Origin of the sequence: Kitasatospora sp. NPDC015120 (assembly GCF_043080305.1) — a bacterium.
In the GTDB taxonomy this organism is placed as follows: domain Bacteria; phylum Actinomycetota; class Actinomycetes; order Streptomycetales; family Streptomycetaceae; genus Kitasatospora.
Window position 1 is genome coordinate 305,201 of sequence record NZ_JBIBVJ010000001.1, and the last position, 23,099, is coordinate 328,299.

General features: G+C 75.2%; 20 protein-coding genes and 1 riboswitch. Of the genes, 6 read left to right on the forward strand and 14 right to left on the reverse strand.

The window, feature by feature from the left end; all coding sequences use genetic code 11:
• Window positions 1–96: 96 nt before the first annotated feature.
• Entirely contained in the window at window positions 97–576 is a 480-nt protein-coding gene (gene bfr, locus ACF1AK_RS01325; protein ID WP_380286871.1) for a bacterioferritin, read from the forward strand.
• A 34-nt stretch (window positions 577–610) separates the two neighbouring features.
• Here bfr and ACF1AK_RS01330 read toward each other — a convergent pair whose 3' ends face one another.
• Both ACF1AK_RS01330 and ACF1AK_RS01335 read right to left on the reverse strand, forming a co-directional pair.
• Complete coding sequence (locus tag ACF1AK_RS01330) at window positions 611–886, reverse strand: bacterioferritin-associated ferredoxin (RefSeq protein ID WP_391496711.1); 276 nt, start codon at window positions 884–886, stop codon at window positions 611–613.
• Between the two features lie 184 nt (window positions 887–1,070).
• Window positions 1,071–2,408, reverse strand: coding sequence for a class II 3-deoxy-7-phosphoheptulonate synthase (locus tag ACF1AK_RS01335; protein ID WP_391496712.1), 1,338 nt, complete (start codon window positions 2,406–2,408; stop codon window positions 1,071–1,073).
• Window positions 2,409–2,890: 482 nt separating this feature from the next.
• Here ACF1AK_RS01335 and ACF1AK_RS01340 point away from each other — a divergent pair, with 482 nt between their 5' ends.
• Window positions 2,891–4,873, forward strand: a complete 1,983-nt coding sequence (locus ACF1AK_RS01340) for an anthranilate synthase family protein (protein ID WP_391496713.1) — start codon at window positions 2,891–2,893, stop codon at window positions 4,871–4,873.
• A 44-nt stretch (window positions 4,874–4,917) separates the two neighbouring features.
• On the opposite strand, the gene ACF1AK_RS01345 is transcribed toward ACF1AK_RS01340, so the two are convergent.
• From ACF1AK_RS01345 to ACF1AK_RS01355, 3 genes are all read right to left on the reverse strand, one after another.
• Window positions 4,918–5,628 (reverse strand): response regulator, encoded by a 711-nt coding sequence (locus tag ACF1AK_RS01345; protein ID WP_391496714.1) that lies wholly within the window; start codon window positions 5,626–5,628, stop codon window positions 4,918–4,920.
• A 42-nt stretch (window positions 5,629–5,670) separates the two neighbouring features.
• The gene (macS, locus tag ACF1AK_RS01350) at window positions 5,671–6,846 is read right to left on the reverse strand and encodes a MacS family sensor histidine kinase (protein ID WP_391497335.1); all 1,176 of its coding nucleotides are present in this window, start codon (window positions 6,844–6,846) and stop codon (window positions 5,671–5,673) included.
• 104 nt (window positions 6,847–6,950) lie between these two features.
• The gene (locus tag ACF1AK_RS01355) at window positions 6,951–7,793 is read right to left on the reverse strand and encodes a lysophospholipid acyltransferase family protein (protein WP_391496715.1); all 843 of its coding nucleotides are present in this window, start codon (window positions 7,791–7,793) and stop codon (window positions 6,951–6,953) included.
• Between the two features lie 251 nt (window positions 7,794–8,044).
• On the opposite strand from ACF1AK_RS01355, the gene ACF1AK_RS01360 reads away from it, so the two are divergent.
• On the forward strand, window positions 8,045–8,839 hold the full coding sequence (locus ACF1AK_RS01360) for an alpha/beta hydrolase (protein ID WP_391496716.1): 795 nt from the start codon (window positions 8,045–8,047) through the stop codon (window positions 8,837–8,839).
• A gap of 10 nt (window positions 8,840–8,849) precedes the next feature.
• Window positions 8,850–9,653, forward strand: a complete 804-nt coding sequence (locus tag ACF1AK_RS01365; protein WP_391496717.1) for a hypothetical protein — start codon at window positions 8,850–8,852, stop codon at window positions 9,651–9,653.
• Between the two features lie 156 nt (window positions 9,654–9,809).
• On the opposite strand, the gene ACF1AK_RS01370 is transcribed toward ACF1AK_RS01365, so the two are convergent.
• The 5 genes from ACF1AK_RS01370 to ACF1AK_RS01390 all read right to left on the reverse strand — a co-directional run bounded on the left by ACF1AK_RS01370 (window position 9,810) and on the right by ACF1AK_RS01390 (window position 13,992).
• Window positions 9,810–10,571: an endonuclease/exonuclease/phosphatase family protein gene (locus tag ACF1AK_RS01370; protein ID WP_391496718.1), complete on the reverse strand. Its 762-nt coding sequence runs from the start codon at window positions 10,569–10,571 to the stop codon at window positions 9,810–9,812.
• 149 nt (window positions 10,572–10,720) lie between these two features.
• Complete coding sequence (locus ACF1AK_RS01375; RefSeq protein ID WP_391496719.1) at window positions 10,721–11,665, reverse strand: ROK family glucokinase; 945 nt, start codon at window positions 11,663–11,665, stop codon at window positions 10,721–10,723.
• Between the two features lie 192 nt (window positions 11,666–11,857).
• The gene (locus ACF1AK_RS01380; RefSeq protein WP_391496720.1) at window positions 11,858–12,232 is read right to left on the reverse strand and encodes a DUF5304 family protein; all 375 of its coding nucleotides are present in this window, start codon (window positions 12,230–12,232) and stop codon (window positions 11,858–11,860) included.
• 97 nt (window positions 12,233–12,329) lie between these two features.
• On the reverse strand, window positions 12,330–13,502 hold the full coding sequence (locus tag ACF1AK_RS01385) for an ArsA family ATPase (RefSeq protein ID WP_391496721.1): 1,173 nt from the start codon (window positions 13,500–13,502) through the stop codon (window positions 12,330–12,332).
• Window positions 13,503–13,536: 34 nt separating this feature from the next.
• Window positions 13,537–13,992 carry an SRPBCC family protein gene (locus ACF1AK_RS01390; protein WP_391496722.1) on the reverse strand — a complete coding sequence of 152 codons (456 nt, stop codon included), beginning with the start codon at window positions 13,990–13,992 and terminating at the stop codon, window positions 13,537–13,539.
• Between the two features lie 342 nt (window positions 13,993–14,334).
• Here ACF1AK_RS01390 and ACF1AK_RS01395 point away from each other — a divergent pair, with 342 nt between their 5' ends.
• Window positions 14,335–16,128, forward strand: a complete 1,794-nt coding sequence (locus ACF1AK_RS01395; protein ID WP_391496723.1) for an AMP-dependent synthetase/ligase — start codon at window positions 14,335–14,337, stop codon at window positions 16,126–16,128.
• A 77-nt stretch (window positions 16,129–16,205) separates the two neighbouring features.
• Here the strand turns inward: ACF1AK_RS01395 and ACF1AK_RS01400 are convergent, their stop codons facing one another.
• Window positions 16,206–17,342 (reverse strand): glycosyltransferase family 4 protein, encoded by a 1,137-nt coding sequence (locus tag ACF1AK_RS01400; protein ID WP_391496724.1) that lies wholly within the window; start codon window positions 17,340–17,342, stop codon window positions 16,206–16,208.
• Window positions 17,343–17,596: 254 nt separating this feature from the next.
• Here ACF1AK_RS01400 and ACF1AK_RS01405 point away from each other — a divergent pair, with 254 nt between their 5' ends.
• The gene (locus ACF1AK_RS01405; protein ID WP_391496725.1) at window positions 17,597–19,060 is read left to right on the forward strand and encodes a glycosyltransferase 87 family protein; all 1,464 of its coding nucleotides are present in this window, start codon (window positions 17,597–17,599) and stop codon (window positions 19,058–19,060) included.
• Between the two features lie 60 nt (window positions 19,061–19,120).
• On the opposite strand, the gene ACF1AK_RS01410 is transcribed toward ACF1AK_RS01405, so the two are convergent.
• From ACF1AK_RS01410 to ACF1AK_RS01420, 3 genes are all read right to left on the reverse strand, one after another.
• Complete coding sequence (locus ACF1AK_RS01410; protein WP_391496726.1) at window positions 19,121–20,089, reverse strand: hypothetical protein; 969 nt, start codon at window positions 20,087–20,089, stop codon at window positions 19,121–19,123.
• Between the two features lie 236 nt (window positions 20,090–20,325).
• Entirely contained in the window at window positions 20,326–21,390 is a 1,065-nt protein-coding gene (locus ACF1AK_RS01415) for an NlpC/P60 family protein (RefSeq protein WP_391496727.1), read from the reverse strand.
• A gap of 250 nt (window positions 21,391–21,640) precedes the next feature.
• Window positions 21,641–22,828 (reverse strand): NlpC/P60 family protein, encoded by a 1,188-nt coding sequence (locus tag ACF1AK_RS01420; protein ID WP_391496728.1) that lies wholly within the window; start codon window positions 22,826–22,828, stop codon window positions 21,641–21,643.
• A gap of 10 nt (window positions 22,829–22,838) precedes the next feature.
• A riboswitch (cyclic di-AMP (ydaO/yuaA leader) is annotated at window positions 22,839–22,991 on the reverse strand.
• Between the last annotated feature and the right edge of the window lie 108 nt (window positions 22,992–23,099).

A 23,099-nucleotide genomic window follows, 5' to 3' on the forward strand; every position in this document is an offset into this window, starting at 1 on the left:
TACTGGAATTTCTTCCCATCACGGTGCCAGGATGCCTGGAGCCGACGCCGGAGGGTAAACGGTCCCGGTCCCGCACGCGAGCAGGAAGGCAGCGCCATGAAAGGCGACGCAGAGGTCATCGAGTTCCTCAACGAGCAGCTCACCGCCGAGCTGACCGCAATCAACCAGTACTTCCTGCACGCCAAGATGCAGGAGAACTTCGGCTGGACGAAGCTCGCCAAGTACACCCGGCACGAGTCCTTCGACGAGATGAAGCACGCCGAGGTGCTCACCGACCGCATCCTCTTCCTCGACGGGCTGCCCAACTACCAGCGGCTCTTCCACGTCCGGATCGGCCAGACGGTCAAGGAGATGTTCGAGGCCGACCGGCAGGTCGAGGTGGAGGCGATCGACCGGCTGAAGCGCGGGATCGTGGTGATGCGGGCCAAGAACGACATCACCTCGGCCAACATCTTCGAGTCGATCCTGGCGGACGAGGAGGAGCACATCGACTACCTCGACACCCAGCTCGAACTGGTCGAGAAGCTCGGGGAGGCGCTCTACATCGCCCAGCTGATCGAGCAGCCGGAGTCCTGACCTCCTCCGGCGCCGCCCCCGCCCGGGGCTCCGGTCAGGCGGCGCGCAGCGGCGCCGGTGCCGGCACCGGCGCCGCTGCGGGCGCGACCCCGGCCTCCGGGTCGGCCAGGCCCAGCCTCGCGGCGAGCCGGGCGGTCGGGCAGGGCCGGGCGCCGTGCTCGCCGAGCAGGGCCTGGATCCGCCGCACGCAGGAGCCGCAGTCGGTCCCGGCCCGGCAGCCCTTGGCGATCTGGCGGGGGGTGTTGGCACCGCCGTCGATCGCCTGCTTCACCTGGTCCTCGGTGACCGCATGGCACATGCACACGTACATTGCGGTCTCTCCCGGGGGTGCAGCGGTGGAGCGGAGCGGATCTTGACTAAGGCAAGCCTTGGTTCACTAAGCCTCACCTTACCCGGCCGGGCCGGGTGCGCAAAAGCCTCTGCGGCCCGGGGGAACCCCGGGCCGCAGAGGCTTCTGTCACAGCCGAGCGCCCCAGGCGCCGGCCGGCGGCCGGTCAGTGGCCGCCGCGGTACATCTCGGCGACCAGGAACGCGAGGTCCAGCGACTGGCTGCGGTTGAGCCGCGGGTCGCAGGCCGTCTCGTAGCGCTGGTGCAGGTCGTCGACCAGCACCTCGTCGCCGCCGCCGACGCACTCGGTGACGTCGTCACCGGTCAGCTCCACGTGGATGCCGCCCGGGTGGGTGCCGAGCGCGCGGTGCACCTCGAAGAAGCCCTTGACCTCGTCGAGCACGTCGTCGAAGCGGCGGGTCTTGTGACCGCTGGACGCCTCGAAGGTGTTGCCGTGCATCGGGTCGCAGATCCAGACCGGCTGCGCACCGGAGGCGGTGACCTTCTCCACCAGGGTGGGCAGGTGCTCGCGGACCTTGCCCGCGCCCATCCGGGTGATGAAGGTGAGCCGGCCGGGCTCGCGCTCCGGGTCCAGCTTCTCGATCAGGGTGAGCGCCTCGTCGACCGAGGTGGTCGGGCCGAGCTTCACGCCGATCGGGTTGCGGATCTTCGAGGCGAACTCGATGTGCGCGTGGTCCAGCTGGCGGGTGCGCTCGCCGATCCACACCATGTGGCCGGAGACGTCGTACAGCTCGCCGGTGCGCGAGTCCACGCGGGTCAGCGCGGTCTCGTAGTCCAGGATCAGCGCCTCGTGGGACGAGAAGAACTCGACCGTCCTGAACTCCTCCGGCGCCACGCCGCAGGCGTTCATGAACGCCAGCGCGTTGTCGATCTCGCGGGCGAGCTGCTCGTAGCGCTGGCCGGCCGGCGAGTTGCGCACGAAGTCCTGGTTCCAGGCGTGCACCTGGCGCAGGTCGGCGTAGCCACCGGTGGTGAAGGCGCGCACCAGGTTGAGCGTCGCGGCGGAGGCGTTGTACATCCGCTTCAGGCGCTCCGGGTCCGGGATGCGGGACTCGGGGGTGAACTCGAAGCCGTTCACCGAGTCGCCCCGGTAGACCGGCAGGGTCACGCCGTCGCGGGTCTCGGTCGACTTGGAGCGCGGCTTGGAGTACTGGCCGGCGATGCGGCCGACCTTGACGACCGGCACCGAGGCCGCGTACGTCAGCACGGCCGCCATCTGCAGCAGGGTCTTCAGCTTGTTGCGGATGTGCTCCGCCGAGACGCCGTCGAAGGCCTCGGCGCAGTCACCGCCCTGCAGCAGGAACGCCTCACCACGGGCCACGGCACCGAGCCGGGCGCGCAGCTGGTCGCACTCGCCCGCGAAGACGAGCGGCGGATACGAGGCGAGCTCGGCAAGGGTCTTGCGCAGAGCCTCTTGGTCCGGCCATTCAGGCTGCTGCGCCGCGGGCAGGGACTGCCAGGAGTGGGGATTCGTCACGGTCACGCGCTCAAGGCTACGGGGTGCGACAACCGAATTGTGACCACCGCCCGAGGGGTGAGACACCGTGCGGACAATCGGGTGACGGGCCTCACTCCCGGCCGGGCATCCGCTAGGCTCGGGCCCGTGAACACGCCGCACACCTTCTCCTGGTGGTGGGCCGACCCCCTGGGTGGCCCACAGCCCGCGCGTTCCTAGACGCAGACGACCGGCCGCCCCTCGGGGCGGCCGTCGGCGTTCTCCAGCCGGCCGACAGCCCTCCCGGGAGCGGATCCCCCCCCCCCGCCGCGGGCGGGGGGGGGGCGCCCCGGGCCCCCGGGCGGGGGGCGGGGCGCGCCGCCCCCGGCGGCGCCCCGCCCGCACCCCGCCGCCGCCCGGCCGCCCGGCGGCGCGGCCCGCGGGGGGCCCCGGCCGCCCGCCCCCCCCCCCGGGGGGGGGGCCCCCCCCCCGCCCCCCCCCCCCCCCCCCCCGGAAGGAACGCCGTTACCGTGACCAGCGCCGCCGACCTGCTCGCCCGCCTCACCGCCGCCGACGCACCGGCCTTCGCCCTGCTGCACCGCCGCACCCCGCGCACCGCGCCGGACACCGTCGAGGTCCTGATCGGCACCGTCGACGCCTACGAGCGGCTGGCCGACCTCCCGGTCCGCCACGGCGTCCCCGCCGACGGCCCCGTGCACGACCTGCTCGCCCTCGTCCCCTACCGGCAGATCCGCGAGCGCGGCTTCGAGGCGCACGACGACGCCACCCCGCTCCGGGCCCTCGCCGTCACCGAGCAGTACGCCCTGCCGCTCGCCGAGGTCGCCGCCGCGCTCCCCCGGCTGCCGGTCACGCTGAGCGGCGGCGGCTTCGACGTCGACGACGCCGAGTACGCCGAGATCGTCCGCCGGGTGATCGAGGAGGAGATCGGCCGCGGCGAGGGCGCCAACTTCGTCGTCCGCCGCGACTTCACCGCGACCCTGAACGCCCCCGGCGGCGCCGGGGAGGGACACTGCTCGCCCGCGCTCGCGCTCACCCTGTTCGGCCGGCTGCTGGAGCAGGAGCGCGGCGCCTACTGGACCTTCCTGGTGCACACCGGCGAGCGTCCCGCCGACGGCCTGCCGGGTCGCTGCCTGGTCGGCGCCTCCCCCGAGGTGCACGTCCGGCAGAGCGGCGGGACGGTCGTGATGAACCCGATCTCCGGCACCTACCGCTATCCGGCCTCCGGCGCCGGCCTCGACTCGCTGCTCGACTTCCTCCACGACCCCAAGGAGCTGGAGGAGCTGACCATGGTGGTCGACGAGGAGCTCAAGATGATGTGCACCGTCGGCGACCTCGGCGGCCAGGTGCTCGGCCCCCGGCTCAAGGAGATGTCCCACCTCGCGCACACCGAGTACGAGCTGCGCGGCCGCACCTCGCTGGACGTCCGCGAGGTGCTCAAGGAGACGATGTTCGCCGCCACCGTCACCGGCAGCCCGGTGCAGAACGCCACCCGGGTGATCAAGCGCTACGAGCGCGACGGCCGCGGCTACTACTCCGGCGCGCTCGCCCTGATCGGCCGCTCGGCCAGCGGCGGCCAGCTGCTGGACTCGCCGATCTGCATCCGCACCGCCGACATCGACCCGGCCACCGGCTGGCTCGCCGTCCGGGTCGGCGCGACCCTGGTGCGCCACTCCGACCCGCTCTCCGAGGTCGCCGAGACCCACGCCAAGGCCGCCGGGGTGCTCACCGCGATCGGCGCCCGCCCGGCTCCCGCCCGCCCGGCCGGCCCGAGCGGCCCGCGGCTGGCCGACGACCACCGCGTCCAGGCCGCCCTGGACGCCCGGCGGGCCGGGCTCGCCCCGTTCTGGCTGCGGATGCAGCAGCCGGCCCGGGTCACCGAGGACCTGGAGACCCTGGTCGTCGACGGCGAGGACACCTTCACCGCGATGCTCGCCCACCTGCTGACCTCGCTCGGCCACCGGGTCACCGTGGTCCGCTACGACGCGCCGGGCCTGCGCGAGCGGGTCGCCGCCCACCGGGGCCCGCTGGTGCTCGGCCCCGGCCCGGGCGACCCGGCCGCCGGGGGCGATCCCAAGATGGCGGTGCTGCGCCCGGTCGTGGCCGACGCGCTGGCCGCCGTCCGCGCGGGCCGGCGCACCGCCCCGCTGCTCGCCGTCTGCCTCAGCCACCAGCTGCTGTCCGCCGCGCTCGGGCTGCCGCTGGTCCGCAAGGCGGTGCCGTACCAGGGCGCGCAGGAGGACATCGACCTGTTCGGGACGCGGCGCACGGTCGGCTTCTACAACGCCTTCACCGCCCGCTGCGACGACGCCGACGCCGCCCGGCTGGCCGCCGAGGGCGTCGAGGTGTCCCGCGACCCGCTGACCGGGGACGTCCACGCGCTGCGCGGGCCGGGCTTCGCCGGGCTGCAGTTCCACCCGGAGTCGGTGCTCACCCGGGAGGGCGTGGAGATCGTCGCCGGGCTGCTGCGCGAAGCCGTGGCCGTCCCCCGCTGAACCGCCGCGCCGGGCGGGGCGCCGCCGCGCTCCCCGCCCGGCCGTCAGATCCCGTCGTCCAGCCCCTGTTCGATCGCGTAGCGGACCAGCTCGACCCGGTTGTGCAGCTGGAGCTTGCCCAGGGTGTTCTGCACGTGGTTCTGCACCGTGCGGTGCGACAGCACCAGCCGGTCGGCGATCTGCTTGTAGGACAGGCCCTTGGCGACCATCCGCAGCACCTCGGTCTCCCGGGCGGTCAGCTGCGGGACCACCGGCGCGGCCGGGGCGGGCGGCTCGGCGGCCAGCCGGCGGAACTCGCCGAGCACCAGGCCGGCCAGACCGGGGGTGAACACCGCGTCGCCGACGGCGGTGCGCCGCACCGCGTCCAGCAGTTCCTCCCGCCCCGCCGACTTCACCAGGTAGCCGGTGGCGCCGGACTTCACCGCCTCCAGCACGTCCGCGTGCTCACCGCTGGCGGAGAGCACCAGGACGCGCACCGTCGGGTCGTGCGCGACCACCTGGCGGCAGACCTCGGCGCCGGACAGGGCGGGCAGGTTGAGGTCGAGCACCACGACCTGCGGGGAGCAGGCGCGGGCCCGGCGGACGGCCTCCTCGCCGTCGCCGGCGGTGGCCACCACGTCCAGCCCGGCCTCGGCGAGGTCGCGGGAGACGGCGTCGCGCCACATCGGGTGGTCGTCCACCACCATGACCCGCACCGGCCGCCCGGCGGGCGCCTGCTGGTCGATCGGCTGCTCGATCGGCTGCTCGGTGGTCATGCTCGGGGCCCTTTCAGGGGAGGGGTCGGCACGGAGGGGAGCTCAGCGGAGACCGGCCGGGGCGTCGGAGCCGGCGCGCGGGACCGTCAGTTCCACCTCGACGCCCTCACCGGGCGCCGAGTACAGCTCGGCGGTCCCGCCGAGGTCCCGCAGCCGGCCGCGGATCGACTGGGAGACGCCCAGCCGGCCGGCCCGCTCGGCCTCGCCGAGCCGACCGGGCGCGAAGCCGGGACCGTCGTCGCGGATCGAGACGGTGACCGCCTGCGGCTCGTCCTCCAGCAGGATCCAGGCGCGCGCCGCGGGACCGGCGTGCTTGCGGACGTTGTCCACCGCGGCGCCGACGGCCGCGGCGAGCTCGCCGGCGGCCGGGGCCGGCAGCAGCACCGGGGTGCCGGGGGCGGACAGCGTGACCCGCTCGTCCGCGTACCGGGCGAGCAGGGTGCGCAGGTCCTGCGGCCGCTGCGGCTGCTCCGGCTCACGCCGGCCGGGCAGCGGGCCGCCGCTCATCAGCGCCCGCAGCGCGCGCTCCTGCTCGCCCGCCAGCCGCCCCAGCTCGGCGAGGTCCGCGCCGTCGGCCGGGGCGGCGGCGCCGGGCGGGGCCCCGGCGCCCCGGCGCTGGACCAGGGCGAGCACCTGGAGCACGCCGTCGTGGATGTCGCGGGAGAGCCGCTCGCGCTCCCGGGTGGCCGCCTCGACCTGGAGCGCCCGGGTGAGCGTCGCCTCGCTGGCCCGGGCGAGCTCCATGACGTAGCCGATCGCGCAGCCGGCCAGCATCAGCAGGACGATGTTGTGGACGTTGTCGCCGGTCGGCCCGCCGTGGCCGAGGATGTTGGCCACCCCGATCACCGAGCCGGCGGCCGCCGCCCAGCGCCAGCCGCCCCGCCCGGCGAAGCCGAGCACGGTGCCGGCCGCCCAGATGGTGGGCAGCGTCGGCGCGCCGTGGCTGATCCGGGACGGCGCGTCGATCATGCCGCTCATCACGATGCCGGTGACGGCGAGGACGAGGTCGGCGGCGAGCACGTACCAGGTGCAGCGGTGCGGGCCGGAGAAGGCCCGGGTGGAGGCGAGCGTCCAGAGGGTCAGCGCGCCGAGGTAGATCCAGCCGGCGACCGGGTGGACGAACTGCAGGTAGGAGTCGAAGTACCGGAGCACCGCGTAGCAGAGCGCCAGCACCCGGAAGAAGGAGATGGCCCGCCACAGCGGCAGTTCGACGGACATGCCGCCCGCCGCCACCGCCGCGCCGACCGTGCCGGGCACGGGCCCGGTTCTGCCGCCGTCCGTCATCCCTGCCGTCCTCCCCCCGGCGACCGGCCGGCCCCTGCTCAGGCCTGCCCGGTCCCCTTCTCCTGCTGCTCCTGCTCGGCCTTCGCGGCCTCGGCGGCCCGCTCCGCCTCCGCCTTCTCCTCGGCCTTCTCGGCCTTGGCGGCGGCCTGCTCGGCCTTCTGGACGGCCTTGCGCTCGGCGTCGGCCTTCTTCTTGTCCTCGGAGATCTGGCGCTTGGCGGCCGTCGCGTAGATGTCCACGTACTCCTGGCCGGAGAGCCGCATGATCTCGTACATCACCTCGTCCGTCACCGAACGGAGGATGAAGCGGTCGTTCTCCATGCCGTGGTAGCGGGAGAAGTCCAGCGGGCGGCCGATCCGGATGCCCGGGCGGATGCCGAAGTTCGGGATCACCTGGCCGGGCGGCTGCACCTTCTCGGTGTCGATCATCGCGACCGGGATGACCGGCGCGCCGGTCGCCAGCGCGACGCGGGCCAGGCCGCCGACCTTGCCCCGGTAGAGCTTGCCGTCGGGCGAGCGGGTGCCCTCCGGGTAGACGCCGAACAGCTCGCCGCGGTCCAGCACGGCGATCGCCGAGCGGATCGCCGCCTCGCCGGCGCCGCGCACGCCCGAGCGGTCCACCGGGAGCTGGCCGACGCCCTTGAAGAAGGCCGCGGTCAGCCGGCCCTTGATGCCCGGCGTGGTGAAGTACTCGGCCTTGGCGATGAACGTCACCCGCCGCTTGATCAGCGCGGGGAAGAAGAAGGAGTCCGAGAAGGAGAGGTGGTTGCTCGCGATGATCGCGGCACCCTCGGCGGGGATGTTCTCCTCACCCTCGATCCACGGCCGGAAGAAGATCCGCAGCAGCGGCGCGACGATCATCTTCATCAGTCGGTAGAACAACCCGGGCCTCCTGTATTGCGGACCGGTCGATCCTAATGCCCCGTGGGGTCCGCCCGTGCCCCGCCCCGCCCCGACGGGGTGTCCGGCCCGCGGGTGACGGGGCGTCGGGCCGGGATCCGGGCGGGGGTGTACGGAGCGGGCGGGCCCGTGGGACGATGCGGATTCCGCAGCCTCCCGCACCGGCGCGCCCCGCACGCCCCCGTACGAACCAGCGCCACCCTCCAGCGTCCTCGCCCGCGAAGGAGTCCGCCATGCCGCTGCTGCCCGGCGCCGAACCGTACCGCCACCGCGGCGGACCGGTGGGCGTCCTGCTCTGCCACGGCTTCACCGGCTCGCCGCAGTCGCTGCGGCCGTGGGCGGAGGACCTCGCCGCCGCCGGGTACACCGTCTCGCTGCCGCTGCTGCCGGGCCACGGGACCCGCTGGCAGGACATGCAGCCGACCCGGTGGGAGGACTGGTACGCCGAGGTCGAGCGGGAGCTGCTGGACCTCACGGCGCGGTGCGAGCGGGTGTTCGTCCTCGGGCTGTCGATGGGCGGCGGGCTGGCGCTGCGGCTGGCCGCGGTGCACGGGTCCGCGGTCGCCGGCCTGGTGCTGGTCAACCCGTCGGTGCGCTCGGACAACCCCGCGAGTGTCATTCTGCCGGTGCTGCGGCACCTGCTCCCGAGCCTGCCCGGGGTCGCCAACGACATCGCCCGGCCCGGCGCGGTCGAGCTGGCCTACGACCGGACGCCGCTGCACGCCGCCTGGTCGCTGGCCCGGCTGTGGAAGGACGTCCAGGAGCGGCTGCCGCAGGTGACCCAGCCGGTGCTGCTCTTCCGCAGCCCGCAGGACCACGTGGTCTCCGCGGCCAACTCCGAGCTGGTGCTGGCCCGGATATCCTCGACCGACGTGACGGAGCGGCTGTGCCAGCGCAGCTACCACGTCGCGACGCTGGACCACGACGCGGCGGAAATATTCGCGACCGCCCAGGACTTCATCCGACGGCTGGCCCCCTCGCACGCGGCGGGCGTCACCCCGGCGAAATCCGACCACCACCAAGGCTGAAGGGCCGGAAGTGCACGAGAGCAGCACGGCGGGCGGCGAGGACGAGACGCCCCGCGAGGAGGGTGCGACCACCGGCGGCGCACGGCCGGGCGCCGGGCGGACGGACGGCGAGCAGACGGGCCGCGGGCCGGCGGGCGAGAAGGTGGCGGACGCTCCCGCCGCCGACGACGCCCCGGCGGGCGGCGCGTCCGGAGCTTCCGGGGCGGCGGGGCCGGGCGGGGCGACGGGGACGGCCGGCGAGGGGGCCGCGGGCACCGCGGCCGGACCGTCGTCCCGGGCCCGGCGCGCGCCCGAGCGCAGCCAGGCCGAGCAGGACGAGATCTTCGCGGCGCTGATCGCCCAGTTCGACGACCCGGTCGACCTCAACAACCCGAACTGGCCGGAGATCGAGAACCTCCGGGCGCGCGGCGAGCTCAAGGGCTTCAAGGAGCCCGACGGCCGCCCCGGCGAGCCCGGCGACCTCTCCGACCTGGCACCCCGGCCGCGCCCCCGCTCCGACCGGCCGGTCATGCCGGCCGCCGGTTCCGGCCCGCGCGACTTCGAGCTGGCCGAGGAGACCGACGACGGCCACTTCGAGCCGCCGGAGCCGCCGCCGCTGCCGCCGGCCGACACCACCGCCAAGTTCGCCTGGCTCGCGGTGCTCGGCGGTCCGGCGCTGCTGCTCTTCGACGCGGTCGTCTGGCGCGAGGTCTCCGGCTGGCCCGCCTGGGTCGGGGTGGCCGCCTTCCTCGGCGGCTTCGCCACGCTGGTGGTCCGGATGAAGGAGCGCGACGAGGACGAACCCGAGGACCCGCACGGCGGCGCGGTCGTCTGACCCTGCCGCCGGGGCGCGTCCCGTGGACGGTGTCGGCTCGGGCCGCGGCGTCCGGGGCGTGCATCGCACGGCGGGGGCGGGGGCACCTCCCGGCCGACGGCCGGGGGCGTGCGGGCCGGGCGTCGCGGCCCCGGCAAGGCTCCGGGAGACAGACCCTCAGGGACGGGTCTCGCCGGTGACGGGCAGTTGGAGGACGGCGAGCACCGGGAGGTGGTCGGTGGCGGCCCGCAGGTCGGTCTCGGTGACGCCGGGCAGTCCGTGCGGGACGCCGCAGGCGAGCACCTCGATGCCCGGCGTGGCGAAGACGGCGTCCAGCCGCTGGTAGGGGTTCTCCGGGACGGACGTCATCTCGCCGCCCCAGGGCGCCACCACGTGCCCGTCCTGGAGCCGGCCGGCCAGCGACCGCCAGCCCGGGCCGTCCGGGTGCTCGTTGAAGTCCCCGGCGATCACCCCGAGTTCGGCGTGCCGCAGCTGCCCGGCGAGCAGGTCGAACTGCCGCCGCCGCTCGTCGGTGTCCAGGCTGAGGTGACAGCTGGTGACGGTGAACGGCACCGCGCCGGGCACCTCCACCAGGGCGGTCGCGAAGCCGCGCGCGTGCAGCCCGCGGGTCTTCGGCAGCAGCCGGTCGTGGACGGCCAGCACCCGCACGCCGGGGCGGCCGAGCAGCAGCGGCCCGGCGGCGGCCCGGCCGCCGCCGGCGAGGACCACGGTGCCGGTCCGCCGGGCGAGCCCGCCGGCCTGCCCCTGGGGGCGCCAGTAGCGCGGTGACTCCTGGACGCAGACGAGGTCGGGCGCGCAGGCGCGGATCACCCGGGCCAGCGCGCGGCGGTCGTCGCGCAGCGAGCGGACGTTGTAGCTGAGCAGCCGCAGCCGGCCGGGCGCGGGCGGCGGCAGTTCGGCCGGTGCGGTGGTGGTCATCGCGGTGTCCTCCCCTGGGCGTCCCGGACGTCCTCGGCGTTCTCGGCGCCCTCGGCGTCCTCGGTGACGACCGTACGGCAGGACGGCACGCGACGCGGCCCGCCCCTCCGGGCGGAGGGGCGGGCCGCGGTGGAGCCGGGGCGGGCGGGTCAGACCGTGCGGGCCAGGTCGGCCGCGCCCGCGATGCCGGCGGCCGAGCCGGTCGAGGCGAGCACCACCTCGGCGCGCGGACGGTGCACCCCGCCGGTCAGGTAGTGCTCGAACGCCTTGGCGACCGGGTCGAGCAGCAGCCGGCCGGAGTCGGAGACCCCGCCGCCGAGCACGAAGACGCCCGGGTCGAAGAGCGCCGCGAGGTCGGCCATCCCCCGGCCCAGCCAGTCGGCCAGCTCGGCGTAGCACTCCAGGGCGAGCGGGTCGCCCTCCTCGGCGGCCTGGGTGATGTGGATGCCGCGGATCGTCTCGGCGACGCCGTCGTTGAGCTCCAGCATCCGCCTGCCGCGCAGCGGGTCGGCGGCGGCGCGCTCGCGGCCGTAGCGGCGCAGCGCCCGGCCGGAGCCGTACTGCTCCCAGCAGCCCTTGCCACCGCAGCCGCAGGGCAGGCCGTCCGGGACCATGTTGAGGTGGCCGATCTCGCCGGCCACGCCGAACCGGCCGCGGTGCAGCCGGCCGTCCAGGACGAGGCCGCCGCCGATGCCGGTGCCGACGGTGATCAGCACCATGTCCTCGTGGCCGGTGCCCGCGCCGAACCGGTACTCGGCCCAGGCGGCGCAGTTGGCGTCGTTCTCGATGACCGCGGGCAGGCCGGTGAGCTCCTCGATCCGGCCGCGCAGGGGCTCGTCCTCCCAGGCGATGTTGGGGGCGAAGATCACCGTCGAGCGGTTGCGGTCGACGAAGCCGGGGGCGCCGATGCCGGCCGCGGTCACGTCGGGGTACTGCTCCTTGAGCTCGCGCACGGCCTGCGCGATCGCGTCGACCGCCCACTGCGGGTCGGCCGGGGTGGGCACCCTGGTCCGGGCGAGGATCTCGCCGGCCTCGTCGACCACACCTGCCGCGATCTTGGTCCCGCCGACGTCGACGCCGATGGTCAGAGCCATGTGTCCCTCAGCTATTCACTCGTTCCCGCTGGACGGAACGGTACCGCCCAACCATGCCCCCGTACACACCGCCGCCTACATTAACCGAAGACAATACGGCGCCAACCGGGCCGAGCCCCTTCAAAAGTCGTACGTTTTCAGCCGTGGCGCCGCAGGGTGAAGCCAGAACGTGATCCGGAGGCAGTCAGGGGTTCACTGCTTGTCGGACGGGCCCTCAGGCGTGTCGTCCAGGTCCACCCGCTCGCTGCGGGCAGCGGCGCCCGCGGTCCAGCGGTGCTCGTGGCCGGCGACCGCGGCCCGGTAGGCCGCCAGCAGCTCGGAGCCGGCGGCGGCCAGACCGGTGCCGGCGGCGGCGAGGTGGCCGTAGACCTCGGGCTGCTTCTCGCGCAGGCGGTCGGCCAGCCCGGCCAGCGAGATCAGGGTCCCGGCACTCGCCTCCTGGGCCTTCTCGCCGACGGCGGAGGCGAACCGGCGCACCTCGTCCACCAGCGGGCCCAGCTCCGGGCCGAACGGGTGCGGGCTCCCGTCCTGCTCGGCGGTGGGCTCGGTCCGGTCCGTGGTGGTCATCTCGCGCACGCCTCCTCAGCAGCGGCGGCCGCACCCGCGGCCGCCCGCCCCGACGCTACCGGACCGGGCAGGGGCCGGACGGGCGAACGGGTGCGGGCTAACGGGGCCACAGGGCGGGGTCGGGGGTGAAGCGGACGGCGAGGACGCCGTCGTGCAGGCCCGCGCCGGCCACCGTGCAGCGGCGCAGCGCCGAGGGCAGGGTGAGCACCCGCCGGTGGGCGCCGAGGCCGACCACCAGTTCGTCGCCGCGCCGCACCAGGTCGAGGTCGGCGCGGTCGGCGCCGGGCAGGGTCAGGTGCCAGACGAGCAGGCCGTCGGCGGCCAGCCGGTCCTCGACGGTCCAGGGCCCGGCCGGGCGCGGCTCGGGGCCCGGACCGGTGCCGTAGAGGCGGTCGGCGACGGCCTCGGGGGTGGCCTCGGCGGGCCCGGTGGTGAGCACCGGGACGTCCTCGCAACCGGCGGCCAGCGCGGCCAGTTCGTCCTGCCGGCGGCGGGCCAGGGCGGCCAGCCAGGGGTCGGGCGAGCCGGTCGCGGCGTCCGGCAGCACGCCGTGCACCACCACGGCGTCCGGGTGGTGGCCGTGCAGGGCCAGTCCGGTGCGGATCCGGCGCAGTTCGTCGAAGGGGTGGGCGTCGGCGGAGGTGACCAGGCGGACGCTGGTGCCGGGCGCGGTGATCGCGGCGCGCGCGGCGGCGAGCGCGCCGGCCGCCTTGCCGCGCGCCTCGTACAGCCAGTCGGCGGGCATCGGCACCCCGGCGAGACCGGCCAGCAGCGGGCGCAGTGCCCGGGCGGCCTGGCGCTGCTCGGGGACGAGCCGGGCCAGGTAGCGCTCCAGCTGTTCGGGCAGCGCGAGGGTGGCGATGAGGTCGGCGGGCGGCGGGGCGAGCACCACCAGGACGTCCGCGTCGGCCGCGGGCAGCGCGCGCAGCAGGGCGAGCCGGGCGGTGCCGGGCAGGGAGGTGAGCTCCTCGGGGTCGAGCGGGTCGGCGCCGAGCAGGTCGAGCGCGGGCTTCAGCCGTCCGCCGATCTCGCCGAGCGCGCGCCGGAAGGCGGCCTGCTCGTCGGTCCGGGCGACGCTCAGGCCGGGCGCGTACGCGGCCGGTGCGGCCTCCAGCCGCACGCCGAGGGCGGCGTCCAGGGTGCGGTGGGGGTCGTCGGCGGCCAGCAGGACGGTGCGCCGGCCCCGGCGGGCGGCGTGCAGCGCGGTGGCGGCGGCCACCACGGGCGCCGCCCGGTCGCCGCTGACCAGGATGGTGCGAGTCGCCGTCATGCCGTGCCTCCCCCGTTCGTCCGTGCCGCCGCGCTCAGAGCGCCGGGCCGGCGGCGGTGTCCTCGACGCGCTTCTTCAGACCGGCCAGGGCCCGGTCGATGATGACCTTCTCGGCCTTGCGCTTGATCATGCCGAGCATCGGGATCTTGACGTCGACGGCGAGCTGGTAGGTGACCTCGGTGCGGTCGGCGCCCAGCGGGGCCAGGGTGTAGGAGCCGTCGAGCGAGCGGAGCATCTGGCTGCGCACCAGGGTCCAGGCGCACTCGCGGTCGCCGTCCCAGGTGTAGGCGAGCACGTGCTCGTCGCGGATGGCGCCGGCGTCGAGCACCAGCCGGACCTGGGCGGCGCGGCCGTCCGCCGCGGTCTCCAGGACCTCGATCTCCTTGACCTCACCGGTCCAGGCCGGGTAGGCGGCGAAGTCCGCGATCACGGCCATGACCGTCGCCGGGGTCGCGTCGATGGTGATGCTCGACCTGGTGTGCTCCGCCATGGAATGGCCCTCCGCGTCGTCCCTTGCTGCTGGTCCGGCCGAGCCTGCTCGGCCGGGTGCGCCCGGAGCAGGCTACCGCGCCGCGCGATCCGGCCCGTGCCGCGGTGCACCCCGGAAGGGGCCCGGGCTCCGGCGGCGGGCGGGCCGTGCGTGGCCCGCCCGCCGGCTACCGGCCGGTCACCTGCGGGCTGCCGTAGGGTGCCATTCGAACGACCCGGTCCCGACCTGGTCGGACGGGTCAAGGTGTGACACTTCGAACACCGGAGCCGACCCCCCTGGTCGAAGCTGCCTACCGGGCAGTAACGTCCTGCCGTCCCGCAGCGTCGCGAACGAGGAGCAGTCTTGCTCGACTTCAGCCTTCCGGCCCTCTACCAGGTACCGAGCGGCGGTAACCTCTCCGACCTCGTGGTCCAGAACGCCGAGCGGCACCCGGACGTCGCAGTGCTGAGCCGCAAGGTGGACGGCCGGTGGCAGGAGTTGACCGCCGCCCAGTTCCTGGTCGAGGTGCACGCCGCCGCGAAGGGTCTGATCGCCGCGGGGATCGGGCCGGGCGACCGGGTGGGCATCATGTCCCGCACCCGGTACGAGTGGACGCTGCTGGACTTCGCGATCTGGACGGCCGGCGCGATCACCGTGCCGGTGTACGAGACCTCCTCCGCCGAGCAGGTCGAGTGGATCCTCGGCGACTCCGGGGCGGTCGCCGTGTTCACCGAGGCCGCGACGCACAGCGCGGTGGTCGCCGAGGTCCGCGACCGCCTGCCGGGCCTGAAGCAGAGCTGGCAGATCGAGGGCACCGCGCTCGCCGCGCTGGCCGAGTCGGGCCGCGGGGTCGACGACGCGACCGTCACCGAGCGCCGCTCGACGGCCGGCCCGGACTCGATCGCCACCATCGTCTACACCTCGGGCACCACCGGGCGCCCGAAGGGCTGTCAGCTGACGCACGGCAACTTCCTGGCCGAGTGCGGCAACGTCGTGGAGCGGCTGGCGCCGCTGTTCCGCACCGGCGAGAGCTCCGTCCTGCTCTTCCTGCCGCTGGCCCACGTGCTCGCCCGGATCGCCGAGATCGCCCCGGCGATGGCCCCGATCAAGCTCGGCCACGTCTCCGACATCCGGGACGTCACGGCCGAGCTGGCCGCGTTCCGGCCGACCCTGATCCTGGGCGTGCCCCGGGTGTTCGAGAAGGTGTACAACACGGCGCGGGCCAAGGCGCAGGCCGACGGCAAGGGCAGGATCTTCGACAAGGCCGCCGACACCGCGATCGCCTACAGCCGGGCGCTGGACGCGGGCGGCGCCGGGCTGCTGCTCAGGCTCAGGCACGCCGTCTTCGACAAGCTGGTCTACAGCAAGCTGCGGGCCGCGCTCGGCGGCCGGGCCACCCACGCGATCTCCGGCGGCGCCCCGCTCGGCGAGCGGCTCGGCCACTTCTACCGGGGCATCGGCTTCACCGTGCTGGAGGGCTACGGCCTGACCGAGACCTGCGCGGCCACCGCCTTCAATCCGTGGGACAAGCCGAAGATCGGCACGGTCGGCCAGCCGGTCCCCGGCGCCTCGGTGCGGATCGCCGAGGACGGCGAGGTCTTCTTCAAGGGCCCGCACGTCTTCACCGGCTACTGGAACAACCCGCAGGCCACCGCCGAGACGCTCAAGGACGGCTGGATCGCCACCGGTGACCTCGGCTCGCTGGACGACGAGGGCTACCTCGCCATCACCGGCCGCAAGAAGGAGATCATCGTCACCGCGGGCGGCAAGAACGTCGCCCCGGCGGTGATCGAGGACCGGATCCGGGCGCACGCCCTGGTCGGCGAGGTCATGGTGGTCGGCGACCGCAAGCCCTTCGTGGCCTGCCTGATCACCGTCGACGAGGACTTCTTCCCCCAGTGGAAGGAGCTGAACGGCAAGCCCGCCGGCGCCACGGTGGCCGACCTGCGCGAGGACCCGGACCTGCTGGCCGCCCTGCAGACGGCGGTGGACGACGGCAACGCGGCCGTCTCGCACGCCGAGGCGGTGAAGAAGTTCCGTCTGCTCGACACCGTCTTCTCCGAGGAGAGCGGTCATCTGACGCCCTCGCTGAAGCTCAAGCGCAACGTCGTGCTGAAGGACTTCGCGGCCGACGTCGAGGCGATCTACCGGAAGTAGCCGCTCCCCCGAGCCGCCGGTGCGGCCCGCCCCCTGAACGGTGGGGCGGGCCGCACCGGTACACCCCCGGTACCGCCTCAGCCCGCCAGCAGGGAGGTCAGCCGCCCGGCGAGCAGGTCCCAGCGCCAGGAGCGGTCCACCCAGCGCCGCCCGGCCTCGCCCATCCGGCGGCGCAGCTCCTCGTCCTTCAGCAGCCGCACGATCCGCTCGGCCGCCGCCGCCGGCGTGCCGCCCGGCACCACGTAGCCGGTCTCGCCCTCCAGCACCGCGTCCGGCGCGCCGCCGGAGTCCCCCGCCACCACCGGCAGGCCGGTCGCCGAGGCCTCCAGGTAGACGATGCCGAGCCCCTCGACGTCCAGCCCGCCGCGCCGGGTGCGGCAGGGCATGGCGAAGACGTCCCCGGCGCCGTAGTGGGCCGGCAGCTCCTCCCACGGCACCGCGCCGGTGAACCGGACGGCGGAGCGCACGCCGCGGGCGTCCACCAGCTTCTCCAGGTCCGCCCGGTAGGGGCCGCCGCCGACGATCAGCAGCACGGCGTCCGGCACGTCGGCGAGGATCTGCGGCATCGCCTCGACGAGGGTGTCCTGGCCCTTGCGCGGCACCAGCCGGGAGACGCAGACCACCACCGGCCGGCCGGCCAGCCCGAGCCGCTCGCGCACGGCGGCGCCGCCGGAGTCCGGGTGGAAGGTCCGCTCGTCCACGCCGGGCGGCAGCTGCACCATCCGCGCGGCGGCCTCCGGGCCGACCGCGGCGGCGATCCGGGAGCGGGTGTACTCGCCGAGGTAGGTGAGCACGTCGGTGCCGGTGCCGATCCGGCGCAGCAGCTGCCGGGCCGCCGGGAGCTGGGCCCAGGCGGCCTCGTGGCCGTGGGTCATGCCGAGCAGCCGCCCGGCACCGGCCCGGCGCAGCGCGGGGGCCATCAGCCCGAGCGGGGCGGCGGCGCCGAACCAGACCGAGTCGCAGCGCTCGGCCCGCAGGATCTCGGCGGCCCGCCGGGTGACCCGGGGTGTGGGAACCATCACCTTCGTCCGGTCGCGGATCACCGGGAACGGCTGCTCGGCGTCGAAACGCGCCACCTCGGTGCCGTCGCGCCAGGTGGAGGCGTACACCACCACGCTCCCTGCGGGCTGACGGACGGCCATGTTGTGGACGAAGGCCTGGATGCCGCCGGGCCTCGGCGGGAAGTCGTTGGTCACGATCAAGGTCTTGTGCATCAGGCCACGGCTCGCTCGGTCGGGGGGTGCTCGGTGTACCGCTGGGTGATCCGTACGATAGGTCAACACCACGACCCGCCGGGAACGGATCCACGCACGGCAACCGTTCCACCCCCGGGTCTGTCCTAGGACCCGGGCGGTCGGCGTGGCCGGTCCGGCCCCGTGACGGCGGCCCGGCGCCGAGCCGCCCGGACCGCCGGGCGTCTGTCGCGCGGCGCCGCCGACGGGACGTCCGAGACGAACGAGGGAGCGCAGTGGAGTTGGCCCCGGCCACCGAGTCCGGTACATCCAGCGGCGCCGAGGGCTCCGGCACGGCGCTCGCCGTCCGCCGCGAGCCGGCGCAGAGCACCACGCGCCCCTCCGGACGCTCGGGCGCGCTCCTGGCGCTCGGAGCGAGCTGGGTGGCCACCCGGACGCTCCTGCTGCTGCTGGTGACCGGCGTGCTGCGGATGCCCGGCGGGGACATCACCGCCGACGTCTGGCTGATCTACCACGGCTGGTACGGCGTGCTGCAGACCGGCACCTTCCCGCTGGACGACGTCACCTGGCAGTACCCGCCCGGCGCCGCCCTGGTGATCCTGCTGCCGGGCCTGCTGCCCTGGTCGTACCTGGTGTCGTTCTGGGTGATCTGCGGGATCGCCGACGCGGCCGCGATGGCCCTGCTGGTCCGCACGGGCCTGCGCAAGGGCCGGGCGCTGACCGGCGCCTGGGTCTGGGTGGCCGGCGTCCCGCTGCTCGGCCCGATGATCTACAACCGCTACGACGTGATCGTCACCGCGATCGCGGTGGCCGGCCTGCTGGCGCTGGTCCGCCGCCCGGCGATCGGCGGCCTGCTGCTGGGCCTCGGCGGCATCGTCAAGATCTGGCCGCTGCTCGGTCTCATCGGCACCCCCTCCGGCCGGCGCACCCGCCGCTCCTGGACGGCCGCGGCCGCCGCGACCGCCGCGATCGGCTTCCTGCTGGCGGCCGGGATGAACGGCGCCTTCGAGTTCCTGACGTTCCAGAAGGACCGCGGCATCGAGGTGGAGTCGGTCGGCGCGCTGCCGATCCACCTCGCCCGGATCACCGGGGCCTGGGACGGCAAGGTGATGATGAACTACGGCTCGGTCGAGATGCTCGGGCCGTGGGTGGACGTGGTCAGCAAGGTGATGCTGGCCGGCACCGTGCTCGGCTTCGGCTGGCTGCTGCTGTGGCGCTTCACCGCCAAGCGGCGCAACGCGGCCACCATGTACGACGCGGCGCTCGCCGCGCTGCTGATCTTCACCGTGACCAGCCGGGTGATCAGCCCGCAGTACCTGGTCTGGCTGGTCGGCGTGGCGGCGGTCTGCCTGACCGTGCGCGGCACCAGCCAGCGGCCGGTGGCGCTGTTGATCCTGGCCGCGACCCCGCTGACCCTGGCGGAGTTCCCGCTGCTCTTCGGCGACGTGGTCGCCAGCCGGCCGGGGGCGATCGCGGTGCTGGCCGTGCGCAACCTGCTGCTGCTGGCCGCCACCGGGCTCTCCTGCGTCCGGCTCTGGCGCTCCACCCGGCGCGCCGAGCGGCTCCCGGAGACCGTGGTGCTGACCCGCCCCGAGCCGGTGCCGGCGGCCGCCTTCTCGGTGCGCCCGGGCATCGCCTACGAGCAGGACCTGCTGGACGGCATCGAGCGGCCGCGGACCTCCCCCGGCGAGCGCCGCCAGGGCGTCCGGCCCTCGGCCCGGCCCTCCGCCCGGCCGTAGAACGGCCGTAGAGCGGCCGAGAACGGCCGAGAACGGCCGAGAACGGCTCCGGGACGGCCCTCAGGGGGCCAGCGTGCGGACCTCGGCCAGCCAGTGGCGGGTGAACTCGGCCAGGCCCGGGCCGAGCCGCTCCCGCAGCAGCCCGTCCAGCCAGGCCGTCCGGTCCGGGCCCGGAGCCGCCGCGCCGACCGCCCGGTAGAGGGCCACCAGCCGCTGCGGCCCGAACCGGCGGGCGATCAGGTCACAGGCCAGCCAGGCCTGCTCGTAGACCTGGGCGAGGCCCTCCCCGCCGGCCGTGAAGGCGGCGTCCTCGGGGAGCGCGGAGGGCAGCCGCCCGGCGGCGACGTCCCGGGCCAGCTCCGGGGCGATCTGCCGGGGCGTGCGGCCCGAGTCGTGGTAGCCGGTCCAGTCGGCGGCGCCCTCGGAGAGCCAGAGCGGCGTCCAGGCGCGGGTGTCGGCCCGGGTCGCCACGTGCGCCGCCTCATGGGTGACGACCACCTGCCGGCCGAAGTCGCTCAGCCCCGCGAAGGTCTCCGGGTTGACCAGGATCCGGTCGGCCGGGGCGTTCAACGGCGCGCCGGGCGCCGCCACGGTGACCGCGGCCATGCCGGACCAGCCGGGCCGGTCGTCCGCCACCAGGCGGGCGAACTGCTCCCCGGTGGCGGGCAGTTCGAGCAGCAGCCGGCCCGCCCAGGCGGTGCCCCAGAGCGCTTCGACGGCCGCCGCCGCCCGGTCGCCGACGGCGGCGAGTCCGGCGGAGGAGGACCCGGCGGAGGAGGACCCGGCGGAGGCGGGAGCGCCCCCGGCGTCCACCCCGAGCACCAGGCAGCGCGCGCCCGCCTCGGCCCGGACGGCGCCGAGGTCCCACAGCGGCGGCGGCCCGCCCGCGCCCTCCTCCCGTTCGACCCGCCAGCCGGCCGCGGAGCGGACCAGCGCCAGCCGGCGCGGGTGCACCACCGGCTGCCGGTCGTACCCGGTCACCTCGACGGTCAGCTCGGCGGTGGCGGCGCACCGCCCGTCCCGGCCCACCGGGCCGAGCAGCAGGTTGCGGTAGCCGGCCCGTACCGGCAGCGCGGGCGGCCCGGCGCTCAGCGCCCGGGCCCGCGCGCCGAGCAGCGCCAGGACCTCGGCGTGCTCGTCCGCGGCCGCGGCGGCGGGCCGCGCCGGGGCGGCCCCCGGCAGCGACAGCTGGACCAGCCCGCCGGCCGCGAGCAGCAGGGCGGTGCGCCGCGAGGGCCGGCGGCCGGCGGCGGGATCCGGGCGGCTCAGAGCCGGATCACCCCCGAGACGGGCATCGCGTTGACGGCCTCGTAGCGGACCTTGGCGCCCGGGTAGGGGGCGTGCACGATCACCCCGCCGCCGGCGTACATCCCGACGTGGTGCATGTCCCGGTAGAAGATCACCAGGTCTCCCGGCCGCGCTTCGGAGAGGCTGACCCGCCGCCCGGCGTACGCCTGGGCCTGCGAGGTGCGCGGCAGGGTCACTCCGGCCTGCCGCCAGCTCCAGTACATCAGACCGGAGCAGTCGAAGGCCTTGGGCCCGGTGGATCCGTAGACGTAGGGCGCGCCGATCATCCGCACCGCGGCGGCCAGCGCGGCGGCGCCGCGCTCCGAGGCGGCCGGGGCGGTGCCGAAGTCCAGCCGGTCGGTGCCGCGGGTGGCCCGCTGCTCCGCCTCGCGGGCGTCCTGGGCGGCGAGCCGGGCGCGTTCGGCGGAGCCGAGGCTGTTGAGCAGCCGCTGCGCCGCGGCGAGCCGCTGCTGGATCTGCTGCTTGCTCTCGGCCAGCGCCTTGCGGGTCTGCTCCAGCTCGGCCAGCTTGGCGGTGGTCTCGGCCCGGCGCTGGTCGAGCACCCGCTGACGGCCCCGCAGCTCGTGCAGGGCCTCGTTCTGCCGCTCGGCGCTCTGGTCGAGGGCCCGGGCGCGGGAGAGGTAGGCCTCCGGGTCGGTGGAGAGCATCAGCTGGACGGTCCGGGTCATCCCGCCGCCGCGGTACTCGGCGCCGGCCACGGTGGCGAGTTCGCCGCGCAGCCGGTTGAGCTCGTCCTGGGAGACGGCGATCTGCTGCTGCAGCGTGCCGGTCTCGTGCTGGAGCCGCTGCTGGGCCTCCTGGGCGGCGTTGTAGCGCTCGGAGGCCTGCTCGGCCTCGTCGTAGAGCTGCTCCACCTGGGCCTTGACGTCCTTGCGGTCGGCCGGGGCGTCCGGCGGGCCGGGCACGGCCCGGGCACTGCCGCCGGCCGTCACGCCCAACGCGGTGGCGGCCGCCGCGGTGAGCACCAGCGCCCGGGCGAGCACGTGCGCACCTGACAGCGGGGAACGGCGGTGCACGGCCATGCGACGTCGGCTCCGATCCTGGCCCGGCCCGCCGCCGCACCGGGGCGGGCGGCTGTCGAAGCGGGCGTCCGGTGGCAGACGTTAGCGAGTCGGGGCAACCGATTCCAAACCCCTCCGAACCCGAATATTCGGACACTCGTCGGACGTCAGATCGGTTCGCGGACCGAGCGTCCCGGCGGGCCGGGGAATGCCGCGGGCCCGGTCCCCCCGTGCGGGGGAACCGGGCCCGGCGGAGCCTGCCGACCGTGGGTCAGAGGCGCACGATGGTGTTGACCGGCATGTTGGACGCGGCCTCGTAGCGGACCGACGCGCCCGGCTTCGGGGCGTGGATGACCTGGCCGCCGCCGACGTAGATGCCCACGTGGTGGCGGTCGCCGTAGAAGATCACCAGGTCGCCGGGCTGGGCCTTGGAGATGTCCGAGCCGATCTGGGTGCCGGCGGTGGCCTGCGCCTGCGAGGTGCGCGGCAGCGACACGCCCGCCTGGGCGTACGCCCAGCCGGTGAGGCCCGAGCAGTCGAAGGAGTTCGGGCCGGTGGCGCCGTACACGTACGGGGAGCCGAGCTTGCTCTCCGCGGCGGCGATCGCGGCGGCGGCGCGCGAGCTGTTGGCGGCGGGCGCCGCCGGGGCGGCCGGCTTGGCGGCGGCCGGGGCCTGGGCCGGGGCCGGGGCCGGGGCGGCCGTGGACGGCGCGCTCGGGTTGCTGCGGTTGGCGTCGCGGGAGGCGCGCTCGGCGTCGGCCTTCTCCTTGGCGGCCTTGGCGGCCTCGGCCTTGGCGGCGTCCGCCTTGGCCTTGGCCTCGGCGGCGGCCTTCTCCTCGGCCGCGCGCAGGGCCTGGCGCTCCTGCTCGGTGAGCGTGTTGAGCAGGTCCTGGGCCTTCTGCAGCTTGCCCTGGACGTCCTCCTTGGAGGACTTCAGCTGCTGGGTGGTGGCCTCCAGCTCGGCGAGCTTGGCCTGGGTCTCGGTGCGGTCCTGGTCGAGCCTGCGCTGCTGCTCCTGGAGCTCCTTCAGCGCGCCGGACTGCGTGGAACCGGCCTGGTTCAGGGCGTCGGCCTGGCTGAGGAAGTTGTCCGGGCTGGCGGAGAGCATCAGCTGGACGGTCTGCGAGATGCCGCCCGTGCGGTACTGCTCACCGGCGATCTCGGCGAGGCCGCCCTGCGCCTCGGTGACCGAGGCCTGCTGACGGGCCACCTTGTCCTGCAGCTCGGCGACCTGCTTCTGCAGCTCCTGCTGCTTGGCCTGGGCGCCGTTGTACTTCTCGGTGGCGACCTCGGCCTGCTCGTTGAGCTGGTCGACCTGCTCCTTGACCTGGTCCTTGGTCGGCGTCGGGTCGGCGTGGGCGCCGGACTGCGCGGAGAGGGCGACGGCAGCGGCGGCGACACCGGTCAGGATCGAGACACGGGCGCGGCCGGCGGGCTTGGGACGACGATGGGACGCCACGAAGGCGGACTCCTTCTTCCTCATCCGCCTACCGGGTGAGCTGACGGGTTCGGGCGGAAGCGTGCCCTACGACGCCTCACCCGCCGCTCGCGCGGCCGGCCTGGCGCCGATTCACCCCAGAGGAACGTGGTTCCCCGGCTCCGCTCCACAGCGGACCCCCGACTGCTGGGCCCTCACTCGGAGGGATGACCCGAAGGCCCCCTCCCGCTGCTTCACGAACTCGGCGGCGAACCCCGCCGCCACCCAGGCTGGGTGATCGACTGTGCGTGGT